The sequence below is a fragment of the Vibrio sp. 1457 genome, assembly GCF_033340195.1.
Lineage (GTDB): Bacteria > Pseudomonadota > Gammaproteobacteria > Enterobacterales > Vibrionaceae > Vibrio > Vibrio alginolyticus.
Map to the genome: position 1 here is coordinate 40,615 of NZ_JAWOWA010000010.1, position 21,295 is coordinate 61,909.

Sequence of the window (21,295 nt, forward strand, 5' to 3'; positions counted from 1 at the left end):
AATTGACGTGTGGATTCTTGTTATCGATTGAATATGTTTTTTGCTTCTGCGAAGCACTGATCGGTTAGCGCGGAGAAGGGTTCTTGTTTTCGCTTTAACAAACCTAGCGGGGCGTGAACGGCGGCTTCTTCGATAGGGATAATGCGAAGCGTATCGTTCAACTCTTCCAATCCACAATTCAGCGGCATAATGGCGCAACAAAGGCCACTGGTTACTGCTTGGATCAAGTGAAAGGTGGAGTTACTTTCAATGACGGTTTGCGGAACCAGCCCTTTACTCACAAAGCTAAGATCAATGGAGTGGCGATAGTGCATGCCCTTCGAAAGCAGCCCTAGCGGAATGTTATTGAGTGACTCCCATAACACTTCAGATTCGGCAAAATCAAAATGACGCTCATCGAATAAAACGCCAAGTTTGGTCGAGTCGAGCTCGATAACATCGAAGTAAGCGGTGTTAACTTGATCGACATAACACATCCCCAAATCAAGTTGATTTCGATTGAGTTGGTCTATGATCTGTTCGGTCGTCATGGAGAGTATTTGAAAGCGTAACTCAGGGAACTGTTGAGCTAATGGTTTGAGCAATTGCATAGGGTTTTGGCTGGCGAGTGGCACCATTCCAAGCCGAAGAGAGCCGACCAATTGACCACGGCAGTTGGCGGCTTCGGCTTGCAATCCATCATGAGCTGCTAAGACGGTTTTTGCCCAAGCCAAAATGCGTTCTCCGGCTTCTGTAAATCCTTCAAATCGTTGACTTCTTTGGATTAATTCGAGATCGAGTTCTTCCTCTAAGCTTCGGATCCTCATGGACAAGGTAGGCTGCGTAATGTGGCACAATGCGGCGGCTTGACCAAAGTGTTTGGTCTGTTCAAGTGCGATGAGATATTTAAGTTGTTTGATATCCATAATGGCTTGTTAACCTTGCGTTGTGAGTCACATGTACGGGGGAACTCCCTAAAAAGGGCACAGCACTACCGTACTTTTTAAGCGCTGGAGCGTTTTAACTAGGGAATGGAAAACCAAAACCAAGTCAAGAATAAAACCACACTCAAAATTGATCTGAATCAAGGCTATTCCTGATATTAATTAGGGTCAAATTTAAAGTATCTATAGTGTGATAGATATTATCTATTATCAAGAGTGCCGATTTTATTGAGTTCGTTAATCGAACTAGGTGGAATCGAATGGGAAAACGATTAACCTCATAAATTGTATTGATTAAAAATGTGATAACCGTCAGTGGAAAAATTCGTCATAGATTTTGTTTATCACTCGGTCAGGATTATCAATTGGACGCATATTGAATATCGACTTAATCTTTGATTTAGATCAAGACGCAACAATGCGAATTGAATCTACCAGTCATAGAAACAGTAGGCGGGTATCCGATATCAAGAATCTAGATAAGTAAACGCTCGGACAAGCGAGAGCATGTTGAGTGGTTACTTATTTGGATTAAAAAATACATGGATTAGAAACTAAGCCCTTCAATACTTCCGCATTATCTCAATAAATAACGCGCTTGTTTTCACGGGCACCCTGCTTGCTGGTATATCTGCGAGGAGTAAAGTCGTGAGCCAAAAAGAACAAATAAAAGCATACAAAGGTCCAGCTGGTGGTTGGGGTGCACTGAAAGCCGTAACCAGAAGTTGGTGGGGCAGTGAAAATGCAGTTAAAAACATTCGCACTATGCTCAAAACCAACCAAAATGGCGGTTTCGACTGCCCGGGATGTGCATGGGGTGAGTCGCCAGATAGTGGTAAAGTCAATTTCTGTGAGAATGGCGCGAAAGCGGTAAACTGGGAGGCGACCAATCGTCTGGTTGATCCTGAGTTTTTTGCCAATCACAGCGCTTCTTCTCTCTCAACTCAAACCGATTACTGGTTGGAATACCAAGGCCGTATCACGCACCCAATGCGATACGATGCTGAATCCGATCACTACGTGCCAGTCTCTTGGGATGAGGCTTTTGCACTTGTCGCGAAACATCTCAATCAATTGGATTCGCCACACCAAGCTGAGTTTTATACCTCTGGTCGTGCAAGCAACGAAGCGGCGTTTTTGTATCAGCTATTTGTGCGCGCATTCGGTACCAACAACTTCCCAGATTGTTCCAACATGTGTCACGAAGCCAGTGCAATAGGGATGAAAGACACCATTGGCGTTGGTAAAGGCACAGTGATCTTTGATGATTTTGAAGAAGCCGACGCGATTTTTGTGATTGGTCAAAACCCGGGCACGAATCACCCACGAATGCTTGAACCTCTGCGCGAAGCGGTAAAACGTGGTGCACAGGTTATCTGTCTAAACCCGCTGAAAGAGCGCGGATTAGAGCGTTTCCAAAACCCACAAATGCCGATTGAGATGTTGAGTAACGGCTCAGAGCCTACCAACACGGCGTACCTGCGTCCTGCTTTAGGTGGAGACATGGCAGTGTTTCGTGGCATCGCGAAATTCTTGTTGCAATGGGAACGCGAGGCATTGCAAAACGGTGGCAAAGCGGTATTTGACCGTGAGTTCATCAAGCAACACACGATAGGTATTGATGAGTATTTGGCTGAAGTGGACGCAACCTCTTGGGAACACATCGCGGAACAATCGGGTCTTGATTTAAGTGAAATCGAGATGGTAGCGAGCATGTATCGACGTGCAGAACGTGTGATCATGTGTTGGGCGATGGGGTTGACTCAGCATCGTCACTCTGTACCAACCATTAAAGAAGTCGCAAACGTGCAATTGTTACGAGGTAACGTTGGTAAGCCGGGCGCGGGTCTTTCACCAGTGCGTGGTCATAGTAACGTTCAGGGCGACCGTACGATGGGCATTGATGAAAAACCTTCAGGTCTGTTGTTGGATCGCATTGAAAGTCGATTTAACTTTGACGTCCCGCGTGGTGAAGGCCACAACACTGTGCAAGCCATTAAAGCGATGGAAGAAGGGCAAGCGAAAGTATTTATCGGTTTGGGCGGTAACTTTGCACAAGCAACGCCAGATACAGAACGTACGCACAACGCGATGCGAAACTGTAATTTAACCGTACACATTTCGACGAAGTTAAATCGTTCTCACCTTGTCACAGGTAAAGATGCGCTTATTCTTCCATGCTTAGGCCGTACTGAGATTGATCAGCAAGCGACTGGCCCACAAGGCGTGACGGTTGAAGATACCTTCAGCATGGTACATATCTCATTTGGTCAGCTAAAACCGCGTTCGGAGCATTTGCGTTCAGAACCAGCGATTATTGCCGGTATTGCCAATGCGACACTCGGGGCAAAACCAATTGATTGGTTGTGGGCGATTGAAGATTACGACCGTATTCGCGATTTGATTGCCGACACGATTCCGGGCTTTACCGACTTTAACCATAAGCTTAAACACCCGGGTGGATTCCACTTGGTAAACCCAGCTGCCGAGCGTCGATGGAATACACCAAGCGGCAAAGCACAGTTCAGCTCTAGCGAGTTGCCGAAACAGTTGATCAGCGAAGCGATACTCGAAAAAGGCCAAAAGCCAGATTTGATCTTGCAAACCATGCGCTCACACGACCAATACAATACGACACTTTACGGCTTGAATGACCGTTATCGTGGAGTATTTGGTATGCGCGAAGTGCTGTTTATCAATGAAGCGGATATTCGTAAACTCGGTTTTGAACCGGGCGACAAAGTGGACATGGTGTCACTGTGGGAAGATGGCGTTGAGCGCCGTGTGAGCGGATTTACGCTTGTTGCCTATGATGTACCAGCAGGTCAGGCGGCGGCTTACTATCCAGAAACAAACCCATTAGTTCCTTTGGAAAGTTATGGGGATAGAACGTTTACGCCAACCTCTAAGTTTATTGCGATAAAATTGGAAAAATCGACATCCGATAAGATCGCTTTGGTGGAAGCGGAATAGTGAGCAAACCGGCACAACGACATTTCCGATAAGCAAACGGCTGATATTAATTATCAGCCGTTTTTAATTGTGCTCAGTCTGCATTTAGTGCGCATAGCTTGTGTATAATGTTAATGACATTATGCTGCTCGATAATAGACAGATAAGGCCGATTTGAATCTAATTTCAAGTAGTAAAACTAATAAGAAGATGCTTATGACCTTGAAAAATATAATTAAATTAACAATCAGTCACTTAGTGGCAGTTTCTATTGGCATTGCGATAGGTATCTATACTTTACCGATCCTTATTGCACCACCTGCGCCGACCGATGAACAAGTTGCTAAGAGCAAGCAAGGTGCAGAATACAGCGCAGTGTTTAAGAGGGAACTCAAAGGTAGCGATGCTTTTCATTGGGGGAGAGGGAGAAATTCATTTGAGTTCTGAAGTCATTACGTTGGTAGGAAAACTCGCTCCCGGACCAGACTATAAACTCTATCTATCTCCTAAGTTTGTCGAAACGGAACAAGAGTTTAATGACCTTAAATCTGAGATGAGCTTAATTGGTGATGTCAAAACGTTCGATAACTTCGTTGTTGAGGTTCCTCAAAGCACTTCAATTTCTGAATACAATACGGTTGTTGTATGGTGCGAGACATTCGGTGAGTTCATTACTTCGGCAAAGTATCAATAAACCTTAGCAGTAGAGTGAAAGGCTTTTCTTTTCACTTTACGCTAGGATGTTGTTTCGCATAATTAAGAGGCAAAGACTCTTAAACACTCTAAATTTAAGAGCCTTTGTTTAGAGTTATTGACAGAACCATTCGACCTGTAAGTCGTTTGCACCTTTCAGGCTACGTTCTGGAAAAACAAGATTTCGAACTATTTAGAGTTATTCTCTGTTTGGCTTGTTTCGTTCGATGACGCTAATCGCAATGGCTAAAAATAGAATATCTTTTACTAAAAAGAAGTTTGTCACCAAAACCCCATCAGACACTTTCCATGTATTCGGTGTCGTAATTAGAAAGCTGAGTGTCGCAAGAAAAATAATTGCGGCGGCTATGCCAGAAAAATAAGCGACTCGTGTGTTTTTAAGGCCAACGATTAATCCAATAGCGACAATGATTTCTGTTGCGCCAATGATGTTTGATACGGCTTGAACTGACATCACATCATACAACCAACTCATCAGAAAATGATTTTCAACGAGCGGTTGTATAAGCTTGGCCTCTGTAGGTGTGAATTTATAAATACCAATCCATATTAGAACTAAAGAAACGCCGAAAACTCCGATAAGATATCCAATTGAGTCACATTGATGATGGCTTTTTACGTTTTGCATAATTAACTACATTCTCCTGTTTGTTAGCGCTTCCAACAAGACCTATAAGGTTGGTAGAAAATTTCATAGGTTTTTTTCGCTCAAACAACAGATATTAAAAATCACGTGATACAGAATTACGTGTTTGATAGAACTTAAGGATATTTCGTGGAAGTTAAAATTTTTCAGGTTGACTCGTTTACATCAGAGGTTTTCAAAGGTAATCCCGCGGGTGTTTGTATCACAGAGTCAAGCCTTGATGAGGAAACGATGTTGGCCATCGCGGCCGAGATGTCGTTATCTGAAACGGCATTTCTGTCACTCAATACAATGCAACTTCGTTGGTTTACACCGAGGACGGAAGTTGCTTTGTGTGGACACGGCACACTTGCAACGGCGCACGTTCTGAAAGAGCAGGGGTTATATAATACTGGAGATACGATTGAGTTCGTTACGCTATCTGGGGTTTTAACTGCACAACTCGATCATGAAGAAATTCATTTGGTGTTTCCTGCGCCAACTTTAGATATGAGAGCGAGTATTAACAAAGACTTACTTCATGGCTTGGGGCTAGATGCCGCCAATGTAGTCGCCTACGGTCAGTTTGATAATAAGCAGTTGATCGTCATTAATGATGAATTTGTGCTTGAACAGCTCGACCCTGATTTTGGTGCGCTGCTTAAACAAAAGGGCCGTGGCGTCGTCATCACTGCTCAATCAAGTACTGACGCCGATTTTGTCTCTCGATACTTCGCGCCTTGGGTAGGTGTTAATGAGGACCCAGTTACAGGCTCTGTACATTGCGCTTTATGTGTTTACTGGGCTAAAGAGCTCAACAAAAAGCAACTGAAAGGCTTCCAAGCCTCCGAGAGAAGTGGGGTCGTCCATACAGAGTTGTTAAGCACTGAGCACGTTAAGCTTTCTGGAAATGCAGTAACGATATTGCGAGGATATATGAGAATCGCGTAGCTGTCCTTGTGGGAATGATTTTATTTTCGTGTTACCCAATGCTCAATATTGAGGACGCTTGAATGCTACTTATTTAAGTGGCTGATTTTTTTTGTAAAAACACCCCTGGCACGGTGGTGTATAACGATTGGAGAGTTATATGAAAACTATCGGTCTTCTAGGTGGTATGAGCTGGGAGTCGACGCTTAGTTATTACAAATTGATCAACGAAGGAGTCAAAGAGACGTTAGGCGGCTTAAATTCCGCAAAAATTTGTATGTATAGCGTGAATTTTTCGGAGATAGAGAAACTTCAACATCAAGGTAAATGGGAAGAAACGGCAAGCATTCTATCTGATGCTGCATCTTTAATAGAAAAAGGGGGCGCTGACTTCATTCTTATTTGTACTAACACAATGCACAAAGTTGCGCCTCAAATTGAAGCCAGTATTAATATCCCCATACTACATATCGCAGACGCGACTGCTGAGTTACTTCGTGAGAAAGGGGTTCAAAAGGTCGGACTCCTTGGTACTCAATTCACAGTGGAGCAAGACTTTTATAAAGGAAGGCTTTCCGACCGTTATGGGCTTGATGTCGTCATTCCCGATCAAAACGACCGCTCTAAAGTACATAACATTATTTATAAAGAGTTATGCCAAGGTGAAATCAAAGAGGAGTCAAGGACGATATACTTGCAAATTATTGAAAAACTAAAAGAGCACGGAGCTGAAGCTGTGATTCTCGGGTGCACTGAAATTGCCTTACTTGTAAACCAAAGTCACACCGAGGTTACACTACTTGATACCACTTCTATCCATGCTCAAGCAGCAGTCCGTTTGGCAATTGAAGGTGAATGATCTACGCTTTCTTTCCTGAAAAAAAAGAGAAAACCAAGCACGTGGTTTTCTCTTTTTTATTATCAAGTTATAAGCGAGCAAATTTGAGAGTTCTGTATCCACCAATCAAGTTGCGGGCTTTGTAACCATTGTTGACCAGCTGACGGTATGCTACGTTACCGCGTAACCCAACTTGACAGTAAATCACGATCTCTTTGTCTTTAGGAAGTTCGTGCATGCGACGACGTAGTTGATCGACAGGAATATTAATTGCACCTTCAAGATAACCAACGGACTCCAATTCACCAGGATTACGAACATCAAGTAACAGTTGGTCTTCTGTCAGTGAATCCATTTCATCATAATGAATCGCGGTCGCATCGCCTTTGATGATGTTATTTGCCACAAACGCCGCTTGGTTAATTACATCTTTAGCAGAGCCATAAGGTGGCGCGTAAGTTAGCTCGAGGTGTTGCAGTTGCTCTACCGTCATACCAGCACGCTGAGCAACTGCCATTACGTCGATACGTTTATCAACACCGTCTTTACCTACTGCTTGTGCACCTAATATTTTACCTGTTACTGGATCAAACAGCATTTTGAATGACACGGTTTCTGCACCTGGGTAGTAACTCGCGTGACTTGCTGTATGCACATACACTTTTTCATAAGCGATGTTTTCACGTTTCAGCTGTTTCTCGTTTTTACCAGTAGAAGCGACGGCTAAATCAAAGATCTTACAGATCGCCGTGCCTTGCGTACCTTGGTAAGTTTCTTGGCGGCCAAGCATGTTGTCTGCTGCCATTCGGCCTTGACGGTTTGCCGGGCCCGCAAGTGGCACTAGAGTTTGCTCGCCAGTCACGAAGTCTTTCTCTTCTACCGCGTCGCCGACAGCGTAGATCGAAGGATCGCTGGTTTGCATGTATTCATTGGTATAAATACCACCAAGAGCGCCGATTTCTAAGCCAGCTTCTTTTGCTAATTTGGTCTCGGGGCGAACACCAATTGCCATAATCAGAATATCGGTGGTGAGTCTTTCACCATTGTTTAGTGTTAATTCCAATTCACCTTCTAGATGTTGGTGTTTTTCGCTCTCACCAGAGTCGAAACTTGCCACGTGCTCGTTAGGTACGAATTTCACCGACTCAAGTGCGACGCCAAGTTTAAGGTCGATGCCTTTCTCACGAATTTCAGCATGTGCGAAGCCAGCCATTTCACGGTCAACGGGCGTCATCACTTGATCCGCCATTTCAACTAATGTGGTTTTTATGCCTAGCTGGTGGAAGGCTTCCATCATTTCCAAACCGATAAAACCACCACCAACGACCGTAGCGTGTTCAACTTTGTTGGTTTCGATCGTTTTAATGATGCGATCCATATCTGGAATATTGCGCAGCGAGTGCGTTAACGGGTTATCAATACCCGGAATAGGCGGCACAACTGGACCTGCGCCAGGGCTGAGTAGAAGAAAGTCGTAGCTCTCTTGGTATTCAGAGCCATCAAGCAAATTGTTAACCGTAACCGTTTTGTCTTGACGGTTAATAGAAACCACTTCGTTCATCACACGGACATCAACATTGAAACGCGCTAGAAAGCTTTCAGGCGTTTGAAGAAGCAGTTTGCTGCGCTCTTGGATATCGCCACCAATGTGATAGGGTAAGCCACAGTTTGCAAATGACACAAATGGACCGCGTTCAAACATAATGATTTCTGCGTCTTCACTAAGACGACGAGCGCGAGCTGCTGCAGATGCACCGCCAGCAACCCCACCAATAATCACGATTTTGCTCATGGATTTCTCCTGCTGAATGATCGAAAACGCCTACACCTTACTTAAATAAATTAGCTAAGTCTAATGTTATTTAATCTACATTAGCATTGACTTAATAATATTAATTAGTAATATCTAATAAAATGTAATGTAGTAATGAAGAGGCATAAGAATGGGCGACAGTATGCTACAAAGTGCGACCGAAGCGAGTGAGCTGCTTAAAATTATGGCTCATCCAGAGCGCCTAATCGTGATGTGTAAGCTGATTGAAGGCGAGAAAGGGGTCGGTGAACTTTTTGAAGGTTCATCATTAAGCCAATCTGCTTTTTCACAACATCTCACCGTATTGAGAAAGCACGACATTATTAAAGCTAGAAAAGTTTCTCAGCAGGTATTCTATTCAATTTCTGATGAAAGAGTTGGTCCGCTGGTTGAGGCCTTTAAGCAAGTTTTCTGTAAGTAATCAGTTTGGCGGTTGCTATGTTTGAAGTTCCTTGGATGTCGCTGTTGGGCGGCATAATAGTTGGCGTATCAGCGATAACACTGATGCTATTTACTGGCAAGACTGCTGGGATCAGTGGGATCTTAAACGGTGCCGTTGAGAACGCAGATCGCGTTTGGCGCATTGTTTTTTTAATTGCGATGGTATTAGGTGGCGTGTTTGCTGTTTATGTTCTTGGCGGGCATGTACCAGAACAGTACAGCGGTTCTGTTGTTTTAGTTATCGTTGCTGGCTTGTTAGTCGGTGTCGGTACGCGTATCGGCAATGGTTGTACTAGTGGTCATGGCATTTGTGGGATAGGGCGTTTCTCAATCCGTTCTGTGGTCGCGACGTGTACTTTTATGGCCACAGCCATGTTAACCGTCTTGCTAGTATCGTGAGGAATAGTGCCGTTATGAAAACTCATGTAATGAAAAGTATTAAGCAAATGTCCGTTGTTGCATTTTCTGGTGTGCTCTTTGGTATTGGTATGGTGGTCTCTGGTATGGCTGAACCGGCAAAAGTGATTGGCTTTCTCGATATTACTGGAGCATGGGATCCAAGCTTAGCCTTTGTAATGGGCGGAGCACTTGCGGTGTTCGTTCCAGCTTATCTTTTATTAATAAAGCCAAGAAGCGAATCTGTGTTTGGTGATGAGATTGTATGCCCAACTTCTAAAGCGATAGACAAAAAGTTAGTCGGTGGTGCTGTACTGTTTGGTATTGGTTGGGGTTTACTGGGTGTGTGTCCTGGTCCTGCGGTTGCCAGCCTTTTCACTGGCAACACACAAGTTCTGCTCTTTATAGTGGCAATGTTGGCTGGGTCATTCACCGCTAAAAGAATGGTTCGTGGCTAAAGAGTTCTTCAACGCAAAAAAGAGTATCTCAACGTTAACAGAGAACTTAAACGCTAAAAAGTGAGTGTCGTAGAAACCGGGCAATGGTCACTCAGTTTATAGTCGAGTACATCTTGTGTTTTGAAAACGGTTTGAACACCAGACGACACCTTTAAATCACCACTCGCAATGATGTGGTCTATCACCGAGCGGAATTGGTGGGTTTTATTCGGCTTACGATTAGAGCGCACTTTACATTCCGCTTTAGTGTCTTTAGTCACTAGCTTTGCACTAGTATTGTCCGATATCACGTCCCACAACCAATCTCCTTGATAACCCAAGTTGTGGTTAAAGTCGCCAAGCACGACATAATGTTGTTTGTTGTCCTCGCGCGCCTTTATCCACTTAGCTAGTGCCTGTCCTTGTTGTTTCACTATCTTACAATCGCGGTTATTACGATACGCGCCACTGCAACCCGCTTTCAGATGTACAGAGAGTAGGTGAGTCTCGTTTTCTTGGTTTGGATTTAAAACAAGGTAGCTCGCGAAGCGCAGCTTGCTGTTGCCTCGTGTGATAGAGAAGTCTGGCTTGTCTAATACGCTTACGCCATTGCGCACGGCAAAGCCTGTGTATTGGTTGGTGTCGTTAAACTGAAGGTGTCGGTTGGAGGCGTTTGAACGATCGGAAAGATAAATAGTGAAGTCATTGCCAACGGCTTTTTGGATGGCAGCAGCACGTTCGACTTCTTGAAAAGCAAGAATGTCGGCTTGTGTTTTATCCACATAGTGGGTCAGTTTTTCAAAATCTTGTGGTGTTCTCGACACTTTTCCACCATCTATAGATAACCATTCTATGTTCCAACTGGTTAGATTGATGGAGTTTTGAGCAAATGAAAGAGAACTAAAAAGTAATATTAACGTAACAAAAAGTGATCGCATTTTGGCCTGTTGCACTTCTATCTTTTAGCGTATTCCTTTCCATCCTTTATCCTACAAGACCTCCAAAAATAGCAAGTAGATTTAGTACCAATTTTGCAATTTTCATGGTTTTCTTCGCAACTGAGATCAACGCCAATAAGATCGATTTCTTCTTGTTCGCTAGCCAATCTTTATTGATCAAAATCAATGTTTTCGAGTGGTGCTTCTCGTTAAATACGCCACAATATATTGTGTTGCCAGAATAAAAAATAACCCCATATAGTGTGTTTGTGGATAACTCTGTGAGTATGCTCGGGTAAGGAGAACAAAGTGAAACCAATCGTAATCAAACGCGACGGATCAAGAGCTCCGTTCAACAGGGATCGTATCCAAGCAGCAGTTGAAGCAGCAGCGGAAAACAAAGATAAAGATGTCGCTATTTATGCTCTTAATGTGGCTCTTGCTGTCGAGTTACAGTTAAGAGAACACGATGAAGTTCACATCCATGAGATTCAAGACTTAGTCGAAAATGAACTCATGCAAGGTCCTTACAAAGCCCTAGCGCGTTCTTACATTGAATATCGCCACGATCGCGACATCGCTCGTGAGAAGCAAAGTGCACTAACTCGCGAAATCGAAGGTTTGATTGAAGAAAGTAATCTGGATCTAATCAACGAGAACGCGAACAAAGACGGCAAAGTAATTCCGACTCAACGTGACTTGTTGGCTGGTATCGTAGCGAAACACTACGCGAAGACGCACATTCTTCCTCGCGATGTGGTTCAAGCGCACGAAGTGGGTGACATTCACTACCACGATTTAGACTACGCACCGTTCTTCCCAATGTTTAACTGTATGCTTATCGATCTTAAAGGCATGCTGACGCATGGTTTTAAAATGGGTAACGCTGAGATTGATACGCCAAAATCAATTTCGACTGCAACAGCGGTAACAGCACAAATCATTGCTCAAGTCGCGAGCCACATTTACGGCGGTACAACCATCAACCGTATTGATGAGGTTCTAGAACCGTACGTAATCACAAGCTACGAGAAACACCTAGAGATTGCAAAAGAGTGGAACATTGCTGAGCCAGAAGAGTTCGCAAAAGCGCGCACTGAGAAAGAGTGTTACGACGCATTCCAATCTCTAGAATACGAAGTAAACACGCTGCACACAGCGAATGGACAAACCCCATTCGTTACGTTCGGTTTTGGTCTTGGTACAAGCTGGGCATCCCGCCTTATTCAGAAATCGATTCTGAAGAATCGTATTGCAGGTCTAGGCAAGAACCGTAAAACAGCGGTATTCCCTAAACTTGTATTCGGCATCAAAGATGGTTTGAACCACAAATCAGAAGATCCCAACTACGACATCAAGCAACTTGCGCTTGAGTGTGCGTCTAAGCGTATGTACCCAGACATTCTTAACTACGACAAAGTAGTGGAAGTAACCGGTTCATTCAAAACGCCAATGGGTTGCCGTAGCTTCCTTGGTACTTACGAAGAAAACGGTGAGCTGATTCACGAAGGTCGTAACAACCTTGGCGTCGTGAGCTTGAACCTTCCTCGTATCGCTATCCGTGCAAACGGAAGCGAAGAGAAATTCTACGAGTTTCTAAATGACCGCCTACGTCTTGCTCGTAAAGCACTAGAGACACGTATCTCTCGCCTTGAAAACGTGAAAGCACGAGTGGCCCCAATCCTATACATGGAAGGCGCATGTGGTGTTCGCTTGAAAGCAGACGACTCAATCGCAGATATCTTCAAGAACGGTCGTGCGTCTATTTCTCTTGGTTACATCGGTGTACACGAGACAATTAACGCGCTATTCGGTACAGAAGCGCACGTTTATGATGACGCTGTTTTGCGTGAAAAAGCGGTCGCGATCATCAAGCATCTAAAAGATGCTGTGAATCAATGGGCTGACGAAACAGGTTATGGCTTCAGCTTATATGCAACGCCAAGTGAAAACCTATGTAGCCGTTTCTGCCGAATCGATGCGAAAGAGTTCGGTGTAATTGAAGGCGTAACAGACAAAGGTTACTACACCAACAGCTTCCACTTGGATGTAGAGAAGAAGGTGAACCCATACGACAAGATCGACTTTGAGATGCCTTACCCAGAAATCTCAAGCGGCGGCTTTATCTGTTACGGCGAGTTCCCGAACATGCAACGCAACGTTGAAGCACTAGAAAACGTATGGGATTACAGTTACACCCGAGTGCCTTACTACGGTACAAACACGCCAATTGATGAGTGTTACGAGTGTGGCTACAACGGCGAGTTTGACTGTACAAGTAAAGGCTTCACTTGCCCAAGCTGTGGCAACCATGACTCAACTAAAGTATCAGTAACACGTCGAGTTTGTGGCTACCTAGGCAGCCCAGATGCACGCCCGTTTAACTTCGGTAAGCAAGAAGAAGTGAAGCGTCGAGTTAAGCACCTGTAAGGTTTACTACCACTCGTTTTACACTTTGAAAATCAACTTTAAACAGGTTGATTTTCTCTTTCTCGATAACACAGAGACGCATTATGAATTACCACCAATACTATCCAATTGACGTTGTTAACGGACCGGGTACGCGCTGCACGCTGTTTGTGTCGGGTTGTGTGCATCAGTGCCGTGGCTGTTATAACCAGTCGACGCAACGTTTGGATTCTGGTGTACTTTTCACGCAAGAAGCGGAAGACAAAATCATCGCTGACTTAAACGACACGCGTATCAAACGCCGTGGCTTGTCGTTGTCGGGTGGAGATCCGCTTCACCCTGCTAATGTGCCTCATATTTTGAAGATAGTGAAAAGGGTGAGAGAGGAGTGCCCAGGTAAAGACATTTGGGTTTGGACTGGCTACACGCTGACGGAACTGAATGACGCGCAAAGGGAAGTGGTGCAATACATCGATGTTTTGATTGATGGTAAGTTTGAACAAGACAAGAAAGACCTCAATCTCGAATGGCGTGGCAGTTCAAACCAAATCATTCATCGCTTTACGGACATCTAATCAAGCATTCTCCGCACATAAAAAGGGCTCACGCGTGCATAACGGGTGAGCCCTTTTGGTGTGAGTTCGTTAATGTCTTTTTGGTTACGCTGTCACCGATTGGTCATCTTCAACCATATTATTTATCCAATGTTTAGATTGAATACGGTAAGTCGTCAGTACGCCTTTCACTAACTCTTCCGCGAGCAGAGACATCAAGACAAAATGCAAAGGCAGCCCTAACACCATGCCTGTGTAATAAGTAAGGGGGATGCCAATAGCCCACTGACCGAACGTGTCGATGAAAATGCTATAGCGAATATCAGCGCCACTCTTTAGTACGCCGCCAATCCCAACCATGTTAAACACCCTCAAAATCATACCTAGCGCCATGACTAAACATACGTTAAGTGCCATGTCTGCATCGGTTAACGGGCTCAGTACCAATAGGTGATGAATCATGGGCGAGCTCAACCACACTAGGAAAAACAGCAAGGTGGCTAAGATTGCGCTGGTTAACACATACCACCACGCCGTTTTCTCGACTCGGTCATAATGTTTTGCACCAATATCATTCCCAAGAAGAACGGATGCAGCGACCGCAAATCCCATAAAGGTTGAAATCAGTACCCCTTCAATCGGTGATAAGAATGAGATGATCGCCAGTTCTGAAACGCCCAATTGACCATAGATGATGCTGTAAACGATCAATCCACCAGTCCAAAGCGCATCGTGGACCAACATGGGTAAAGAAACCTTAAAGTACTTTTTTCGATACTGTTTTAAGCGGCCTTGTACCCAATCGAACTTAGTCGGAATTAGGTAAGCATATCGTTTGTAGAAAAAATAAATCAAGACGGCGGTTTGGAAAAATCGAGAAACAAAACTACCTACGGCTGCACCAAATACGCCCCATTGAGGGAAACCAAATAAACCAAAAATCAAAACATAATTAAGCGCGACGTTAACGACAATGGCGGAGATACTAACGTTGGTTGCAAGTTTGGTTTGGCCCACGGAGCGCAATACCGCTTCAATCGGTACTACTATCGCCGTAGCAATGAGGCTAAAGCCCGTAACCACAAGATAATCACGTGCATAAGTGACGTATTCAGGATCGTCTGACATAAAAGAGACGATCTCTTCATCAAAAATCGCATAAAGAACGATAAACGGCAGCGTCACCAAAATGGAAATAAACCAAGATTGCGCCAACGTTCTGCGAATTCCGGCTAGGTTTCCTGAGCCGTAGTATTGAGAAGCAAGTACGGTAACTGCACCGCACAGGCCAAAGACAACCGCTAGGTTGAAGAAAAAGATACGATTTCCAACTCCAACTGCTGCCGTTGCAGATTCTCCGAGTAGGCTTACTATGAAAATATCCACGACGCCGAGCAAAGCAAAAAGCATGGACTGAAGTGAAACAGGTAGGCCAATCGTAATCAGCTTTTGCCAAAATGCTTTATCGATGTATTCGCGTGTTAAGAGCATCGCATTTCTCCTTAAAGATTAATGCGAGTAGTTTATCCTCATGATTTGGCGGTGTATTTTTCAAAGGAATCCAAAACCTTTGTAAAACTCTCTACTAACGCACATGTGAGCCAATAAATCATGGAAGATAAACAAGAACGCTACGCGATTTCAGAAAAAACTTATCAAGAGTTTATTGATCACAGTCGAGTATTAGCACTTGAGGAGAGAGGCATTGTGCAGTGCGGCATTGCCACTTGTCGTGACTTCTTCTCTGTTTATCGTAAAAACCAAAAGAAACACATGCTGCTCTATACGGTGCGTGGTAAAGGGTGGCTAGAGAGTGGGACTTATCGATACGATTTGGAACCGGGCTCGTTGATTACAGTACCCGCAGGTGTTGAAAACGGTTTTGGTATAGAAGAAGAACCATGGCAGATCGCGTGGCTTTTTCTTGCTCCTGATAGAGAGTGGCCGATATTAGAATGTGATGTTCGCTATCAGCTTTCATCTACACCTGAAGTGATGTATGCATGTATCCAAACACTACTACGCAGCATTCACCTTCCAATCGATTATGGTGGTGCGGTAGGTGAGCATAGTGTGGCTCAGTTAGAGCTGATGTTAAACATGCCGCCCTCAGAGTCGATATCACGCAGCCAATTGAGGCTTCGGCGTGTATTTGACCTTGTCCAACGTCAGCTCCATAAGGATTGGAGCGTTGAGCAGGTGGCGGCTCTATATCCATGTTCGGAGCCTCATTTGCATCGACTGACTCAAAAGCAGTTTGGTCGAAGCCCAATGGCACATTTAACGCGTATGCGCATGGAATATGCTGCTAGGTTACTTCGTTCAACAGAATGGCCAATTCAGCATATTGGAGAAATAGTCGGATATCCGACCAGCGCTAACTTTAGTACACGTTTTAAAGCGTGGTCGACCATGACACCAAGAGAGTTTAGAAAAAACGGTAGAGTGGATTGGTACGACGAGGAGTGAATCGTTCTTTTTCTGAACGATAGAGCGCACAAAACTCACCGCAATCCAGAATTTTGTTCTCTAATTGATGAAATAAGTGAAAAATCATTTCGTCATTTTTTGCGATGGTGTTAACGTGAGGTTCGGTACTTGAATTTCAAAGGGTTATGACTTTCATGTTTTCTAATCTCCCAACTCCCGTATTAGATCCTATTTTATCTCTATCCGTTGCATACCGTAACGATGAACGTCCAAACAAGGTTGACCTTGGCATTGGCGTATACAAAAACAGCGCAGGCGAAACGCCGATTATGAAAGCCATTCAAATGGCGCAGGATGTCGTTGTTGAAACTCAAAAAACCAAGTCTTATGTTGGTCTTGCGGGTTGCGAAGAATTTAATAAAAGCATGATCGATTTGCTGCTGACGGGAACGTCTGCAATGGATCGTGTTGCAGCTATTCAAACGCCAGGTGCAAGTGGTGCGCTGCGTATGCTCGGTGATCTAATGAAGATCGCACAGCCAGATACGACGGTTTGGATTTCCAACCCAAGCTACGTAAACCACAAGCCCGTGATGGAAGCAGCAGGCCTTAAAGTTAAGTTCTACCACTATTTCTCTTCGGAAACGAAACAAGTAGACACCGCAAAAATGATGGATGATCTTGCGAAAGCTGGGCCTTCAGATGTGGTACTTCTTCATGGTTGTTGCCACAACCCAACTGGTGCAGATATTGACTTCTCTGCTTGGCAAGCCATTACAGAATTGTCGCAGAAGAACGGTTTCATCCCATTTGTGGACATTGCTTACCAAGGCTTCGGTGATGGCCTAGAAGAAGACGCAAAAGGTCTTCGTTTTATGGCAGATAACGTTGAAGAGATGTTGATTACTACTTCATGTTCGAAGAACTTTGGTCTGTACCGTGAACGAACTGGTGCAGCGATTGTGGTTGGTAAGAACATGCATGATGTAACCAATGCAAAAGGTAAACTCCTCACTCTAGCTCGCTCGACTTACACGATGCCACCCGACCATGGTGCATCTTTAGTTAAGACCATTCTGCAAGATGACAATCTCACTTCCGTTTGGAAGCAAGAATTGAGTGAAATGCAACATCGTTTGGTTAGCCTTCGTCAAAGTTTGTGTAACGAGTTGAGAAACAACCATAATACAGATCAATTTGATTTCATTGAGGGTCACAAAGGCATGTTTACTGTGCTAGGCTTTAGTGGAAACCAAATGGCGCAACTGCGTGAAGATTATGGCATTTATGGTGTTGGCGATGGTCGAATTAACATTGCCGGACTTACCGAAACTCATATTCCATACGTAGCGGACGCAATTAAGAAAGTATCTCAAGCTTAATTGGAGTGTGGATGAAAAACTGGAAACTGATTCTGCCGCTTATGATGAGCGGCAGTTTAATTGCTTGTACGTCAACTCAAACGACGCAGGAACCTGTTGAGCCAAAGTCGCCAAAGGTCGAAGAGCCCGTTAAAGTCGAGCCAGAAGTGAAACCTGATGTAGATCCAAAGCCAGAGGTGGAGCCCAAACCAGAAGCGAAACCTGAGAAAAAGCCGGAACCAAAACCTAAGAAGCCAGTCAAGGTCACAAAAACACCCGATGGCATGTTAATTCTTGGTTCTGAAGAATGGGTTTATGTTCCTGAAATTGACCAGACTTTCAAGGCTAGAGTCGATACAGGGGCGACAACATCATCAATTAGTGCGACTGACATTGTTCCGTTTGAGCGTGATGGTAAAGACTGGGTTAAATTTAAGATAGATTTAGGTGACAAAGACACCAAAGAATTTAAAGTACCCGTTGAGCGCTGGGCTAAAGTTAAGCAGTCTTCGTCAGAAGAGGTGGATAAACGAGCGGTGGTAAAAGCCTACATTACCGTTGGGGAGCACAAAGAAAAGACAGAGTTTACGTTAGCGGATCGCGGACATATGACGTTTCCAATTTTGCTTGGTCGAAGCTTTTTTAGAGATATTGCCGTTGTGGATGTATCGAAAAAATATGTGCAAGATAAACCTAAAAAAACCGCTAAAAACTGATGTATTACAGCTAGTTTCTGCTACAAGCTAATAATTCGTGATTAACAAAAAATGGCCTCCAAAATCGGAGGCTATTTTTATTGAATCATATGCTTGCTTGTGATGCCTGGTAGTCATATCCACTAAAATGCAAAACGAGCAGACATTACAATTTGCTGGCCATAGACACCATTATTTTTAAAATCTGCACCAAGCGATAGTTGCTGAGTTGAGTGGAATCGTGCGCCTAGATTGTAAATGGTATTCGAATCGTCATTATCTATGATTTGGCCAATACGGCCATGTAGCTCAACATTTTGCATAAACCAAATACGAGTGCCAATATTCACTTCCGTGCGCCACTCGTCGCCGACTTTATCACTGCCGTTCTCTTTAATGTTGTGTACCAACATTTGGCCATAAATATCTGCAAATTGGCCTGCTGGCCCATTAAAGCCTATACCACCAGCAATGTCCCAGTCTCCGCTGAATTCACTGTCTGCGCGAGCAATGAAATGGGTATTCTCTGTAAAGTAGGTATTGAACTCGCCACCAAATGTACCAGGGCTAGTGCCCATGCGAAATTCCATCGTGTTGTAGTTGAAATTATTTGCATGTGCGGAAAGTGGCAAAATAGCACACAAACCAAAGGCTGCAACCTTTAGAGCTTTACCTAGCATGGTGTCTCCGGGCAAGATGAATAAAATGAACAAAAAAATGGTCTGCAAAAAGCAGACCAAGATTGATAAAGCTATCATTTTAAGTGCTTGCCGTCACTATTTAGCTGTAATCGTAACTACATCATGTTGATATGCACAGCAATCGGGGTTTGTTTTACATGACCACGAGTTGTTCGACTTCAATCTCTGGTTTGTTCCCGCCTTCAAATTCGCCAAACAGACGGACTTTAGTCGTGTGATCAATCGGAGTATTTAGCTGAATATCGTCATCGAGTTCGACCATCACTTCACCGGAACCATCGCTAAAGACAAACTTATCCGCGCGAACTTGACGTAATAAGTTACCTTCAACGACTACATCTTTTTCAGTAAACATATTGGAGTCGTTTAGCAAGGCGTCCAATTTTTCCACAGTGACAGGACCATTAAACTGCAAGTTTGATTGGTTTTGAGCGTGATCTTTCGCGAACGCGATAGAAGGAGCAATAACTAAGGCGGCGATTGTTGCGATAATTGTATTCTTTTTCATGTTACATCCTCATCGGTTTGTTTTGATGGGTTCATTAAAACAGAGCTTGTTTGAACCAATGATGATTTCAACATTCATATTCTATTCATTTGCTTGAGTAAGTGGGGACGATGACGTTATGATTGTTCATCTTCCTCTATTCCTTACAAATGTTCATGAAATCAGCGATCCCATCTTTAATGGTTCAAGGCACCACTTCGGATGCCGGAAAAAGTGTCCTTGTGGCAGGTTTATGCCGTGTATTAGCACGAAAAGGGATAAATGTTGCCCCATTTAAGCCACAAAACATGGCACTAAATAGTGCGGTAACCAAAGATGGCGGTGAAATAGGTCGAGCACAGGCCGTTCAGGCACAGGCGTGTAATATTGAGCCAACTGTACATATGAATCCGGTTTTGATTAAACCTAACAGTGATACAGGTGCTCAGATCATTTTGCAGGGTAAGGCGATTTCCAATATGGATGCGGCTGGCTTTCATGATTACAAGAAAGTAGCGATGGACACGGTGTTAGATTCCTTCTCTCGTCTGACTCAAGAATTTGATTCGATCATTATCGAGGGCGCGGGGAGTCCTGCTGAAATCAATTTACGAGAAGGCGATATTGCAAACATGGGTTTTGCTGAGGCCGCTGATGTACCAGTGATCATTGTTGCTGATATTGATCGTGGTGGAGTGTTTGCACATTTGTACGGAACACTTGCGCTACTTTCTGAATCTGAACAAGCGCGAGTAAAAGGATTTGTTATCAACCGTTTTCGAGGTGATATTCGTTTATTGCAATCGGGCCTCGATTGGCTAGAAGAAAAAACAGGTAAACCTGTACTTGGTGTACTTCCTTTTCTTCATGGTTTGAATTTAGAAGCAGAAGACGCGATCACTGCACAGCAAGAGCTGCACTCTGAGGTAAAACTGAATGTTGTTGTGCCTGTTTTAACCCGGATTAGTAATCATACTGATTTTGATGTGCTGCGATTGAATCCAGACATCAATCTACGTTATGTAGGTAAAGGCGAAAAAATAGATAAAGCCGACCTGGTTATTTTGCCTGGGACCAAATCGGTCAGAGACGATCTGGATTATCTAAGAAGCCAGGGGTGGGATAAAGATATCTTGCGTCATATTCGTCTTGGTGGAAAAGTGATTGGTATCTGTGGCGGCTACCAGATGCTTGGAAACTTGATTGATGATCCAAACGGCGTCGAAGGCCAACCAGGTCAAAGCGAAGGACTTGGCTTGCTTGATATCACTACGACGCTAACTAACAGCAAACAGCTTACAAACACACAAGCACAGCTTTCTCTTAACGGCAAAACAGCCAATGTAAAGGGTTATGAAATCCACGTAGGGCGAAGTGAAGTACGGGGCCTGCAACCTCTTACATTCAATTCCGGTGAAGCGGAGGGGGCGATCAGCGAGTGTGGCCAAATCATGGGAACCTACCTTCACGGGTTCTTTGACGAGGCAGATGTCTTAAGCCTGGTATCAGAATGGGTAAACGGCATCCAAATCAAACAACAAGACTTTGAAGAGTTAAAGGAGCAAGGCATTAATCGCATCGCAGATGCGATAGAACAACATATGCGCCTTGATTTTTTGTTTAAATAGCCCATTAACTGATTGAACTTTAT

The 21,295-nt window shown here is 44.0% G+C and carries 19 protein-coding genes and 1 pseudogene; 13 read left to right on the forward strand and 7 right to left on the reverse strand.

Going from position 1 to position 21,295, the window contains the following annotated elements:
* Positions 1-20 precede the first annotated feature (20 nt).
* Positions 21-905, reverse strand: a complete 885-nt coding sequence (locus R7Z41_RS12415) for a LysR family transcriptional regulator (RefSeq protein ID WP_005460961.1) — start codon at positions 903-905, stop codon at positions 21-23.
* Positions 906-1,571: 666 nt separating this feature from the next.
* On the opposite strand from R7Z41_RS12415, the gene R7Z41_RS12420 reads away from it, so the two are divergent.
* Together R7Z41_RS12420 and R7Z41_RS12425 are read left to right on the forward strand one after the other, a co-directional pair.
* The gene (locus tag R7Z41_RS12420; RefSeq protein ID WP_225478081.1) at positions 1,572-3,896 is read left to right on the forward strand and encodes an FdhF/YdeP family oxidoreductase; all 2,325 of its coding nucleotides are present in this window, start codon (positions 1,572-1,574) and stop codon (positions 3,894-3,896) included.
* Between the two features lie 195 nt (positions 3,897-4,091).
* Positions 4,092-4,569: pseudogene (locus R7Z41_RS12425) on the forward strand (DM13 domain-containing protein).
* 198 nt (positions 4,570-4,767) lie between these two features.
* Here the strand turns inward: R7Z41_RS12425 and R7Z41_RS12430 are convergent.
* On the reverse strand, positions 4,768-5,217 hold the full coding sequence (locus tag R7Z41_RS12430) for a YkgB family protein (RefSeq protein ID WP_005376100.1): 450 nt from the start codon (positions 5,215-5,217) through the stop codon (positions 4,768-4,770).
* A 147-nt stretch (positions 5,218-5,364) separates the two neighbouring features.
* Here R7Z41_RS12430 and R7Z41_RS12435 point away from each other — a divergent pair, with 147 nt between their 5' ends.
* Complete coding sequence (locus R7Z41_RS12435) at positions 5,365-6,165, forward strand: PhzF family phenazine biosynthesis protein (protein WP_206969327.1); 801 nt, start codon at positions 5,365-5,367, stop codon at positions 6,163-6,165.
* A 139-nt stretch (positions 6,166-6,304) separates the two neighbouring features.
* Positions 6,305-7,003 (forward strand): aspartate/glutamate racemase family protein, encoded by a 699-nt coding sequence (locus R7Z41_RS12440; protein ID WP_225478080.1) that lies wholly within the window; start codon positions 6,305-6,307, stop codon positions 7,001-7,003.
* Positions 7,004-7,070: 67 nt separating this feature from the next.
* Here the strand turns inward: R7Z41_RS12440 and R7Z41_RS12445 are convergent, their stop codons facing one another.
* Complete coding sequence (locus R7Z41_RS12445; protein ID WP_017820173.1) at positions 7,071-8,774, reverse strand: FAD-dependent oxidoreductase; 1,704 nt, start codon at positions 8,772-8,774, stop codon at positions 7,071-7,073.
* Between the two features lie 151 nt (positions 8,775-8,925).
* On the opposite strand from R7Z41_RS12445, the gene R7Z41_RS12450 reads away from it, so the two are divergent.
* The 3 genes from R7Z41_RS12450 to R7Z41_RS12460 are packed head-to-tail and all read left to right on the forward strand — an operon-like array spanning position 8,926 to position 10,090.
* Positions 8,926-9,216 (forward strand): ArsR/SmtB family transcription factor, encoded by a 291-nt coding sequence (locus R7Z41_RS12450; protein ID WP_005376206.1) that lies wholly within the window; start codon positions 8,926-8,928, stop codon positions 9,214-9,216.
* 5 nt (positions 9,217-9,221) lie between these two features.
* The gene (locus R7Z41_RS12455) at positions 9,222-9,635 is read left to right on the forward strand and encodes a YeeE/YedE family protein (RefSeq protein ID WP_372058356.1); all 414 of its coding nucleotides are present in this window, start codon (positions 9,222-9,224) and stop codon (positions 9,633-9,635) included.
* 14 nt (positions 9,636-9,649) lie between these two features.
* Positions 9,650-10,090 (forward strand): YeeE/YedE family protein, encoded by a 441-nt coding sequence (locus R7Z41_RS12460; protein ID WP_213905156.1) that lies wholly within the window; start codon positions 9,650-9,652, stop codon positions 10,088-10,090.
* Between the two features lie 53 nt (positions 10,091-10,143).
* Here the strand turns inward: R7Z41_RS12460 and R7Z41_RS12465 are convergent, their stop codons facing one another.
* Positions 10,144-11,007 (reverse strand): endonuclease/exonuclease/phosphatase family protein, encoded by an 864-nt coding sequence (locus R7Z41_RS12465; RefSeq protein WP_225478079.1) that lies wholly within the window; start codon positions 11,005-11,007, stop codon positions 10,144-10,146.
* A 309-nt stretch (positions 11,008-11,316) separates the two neighbouring features.
* Between R7Z41_RS12465 and nrdD the strand changes: the two genes are divergently transcribed.
* Together nrdD and nrdG are read left to right on the forward strand one after the other, a co-directional pair.
* Complete coding sequence (gene nrdD, locus R7Z41_RS12470; protein ID WP_225478078.1) at positions 11,317-13,437, forward strand: anaerobic ribonucleoside-triphosphate reductase; 2,121 nt, start codon at positions 11,317-11,319, stop codon at positions 13,435-13,437.
* Positions 13,438-13,520: 83 nt separating this feature from the next.
* Entirely contained in the window at positions 13,521-13,991 is a 471-nt protein-coding gene (nrdG, locus tag R7Z41_RS12475) for an anaerobic ribonucleoside-triphosphate reductase-activating protein (RefSeq protein ID WP_005376213.1), read from the forward strand.
* Between the two features lie 84 nt (positions 13,992-14,075).
* Here the strand turns inward: nrdG and R7Z41_RS12480 are convergent, their stop codons facing one another.
* Positions 14,076-15,461, reverse strand: coding sequence for an MATE family efflux transporter (locus R7Z41_RS12480; protein WP_318136368.1), 1,386 nt, complete (start codon positions 15,459-15,461; stop codon positions 14,076-14,078).
* A gap of 120 nt (positions 15,462-15,581) precedes the next feature.
* Here R7Z41_RS12480 and R7Z41_RS12485 point away from each other — a divergent pair, with 120 nt between their 5' ends.
* The 3 genes from R7Z41_RS12485 to R7Z41_RS12495 all read left to right on the forward strand — a co-directional run bounded on the left by R7Z41_RS12485 (position 15,582) and on the right by R7Z41_RS12495 (position 18,477).
* Entirely contained in the window at positions 15,582-16,439 is an 858-nt protein-coding gene (locus R7Z41_RS12485; RefSeq protein ID WP_005388028.1) for an AraC family transcriptional regulator, read from the forward strand.
* Positions 16,440-16,594: 155 nt separating this feature from the next.
* The gene (locus tag R7Z41_RS12490; protein WP_165401668.1) at positions 16,595-17,782 is read left to right on the forward strand and encodes an aromatic amino acid transaminase; all 1,188 of its coding nucleotides are present in this window, start codon (positions 16,595-16,597) and stop codon (positions 17,780-17,782) included.
* A gap of 11 nt (positions 17,783-17,793) precedes the next feature.
* On the forward strand, positions 17,794-18,477 hold the full coding sequence (locus R7Z41_RS12495; RefSeq protein ID WP_130545637.1) for an ATP-dependent zinc protease: 684 nt from the start codon (positions 17,794-17,796) through the stop codon (positions 18,475-18,477).
* Between the two features lie 122 nt (positions 18,478-18,599).
* Here R7Z41_RS12495 and R7Z41_RS12500 read toward each other — a convergent pair whose 3' ends face one another.
* Both R7Z41_RS12500 and R7Z41_RS12505 read right to left on the reverse strand, forming a co-directional pair.
* Complete coding sequence (locus tag R7Z41_RS12500; protein WP_017634623.1) at positions 18,600-19,136, reverse strand: hypothetical protein; 537 nt, start codon at positions 19,134-19,136, stop codon at positions 18,600-18,602.
* 154 nt (positions 19,137-19,290) lie between these two features.
* Positions 19,291-19,665: a YgiW/YdeI family stress tolerance OB fold protein gene (locus tag R7Z41_RS12505; protein WP_047101087.1), complete on the reverse strand. Its 375-nt coding sequence runs from the start codon at positions 19,663-19,665 to the stop codon at positions 19,291-19,293.
* A 155-nt stretch (positions 19,666-19,820) separates the two neighbouring features.
* Between R7Z41_RS12505 and R7Z41_RS12510 the strand changes: the two genes are divergently transcribed.
* A complete protein-coding gene (locus R7Z41_RS12510; RefSeq protein ID WP_213904500.1) occupies positions 19,821-21,272 on the forward strand; it encodes a cobyric acid synthase in 1,452 nt (483 codons plus the stop codon).
* The last annotated feature ends 23 nt before the right edge of the window (positions 21,273-21,295 follow it).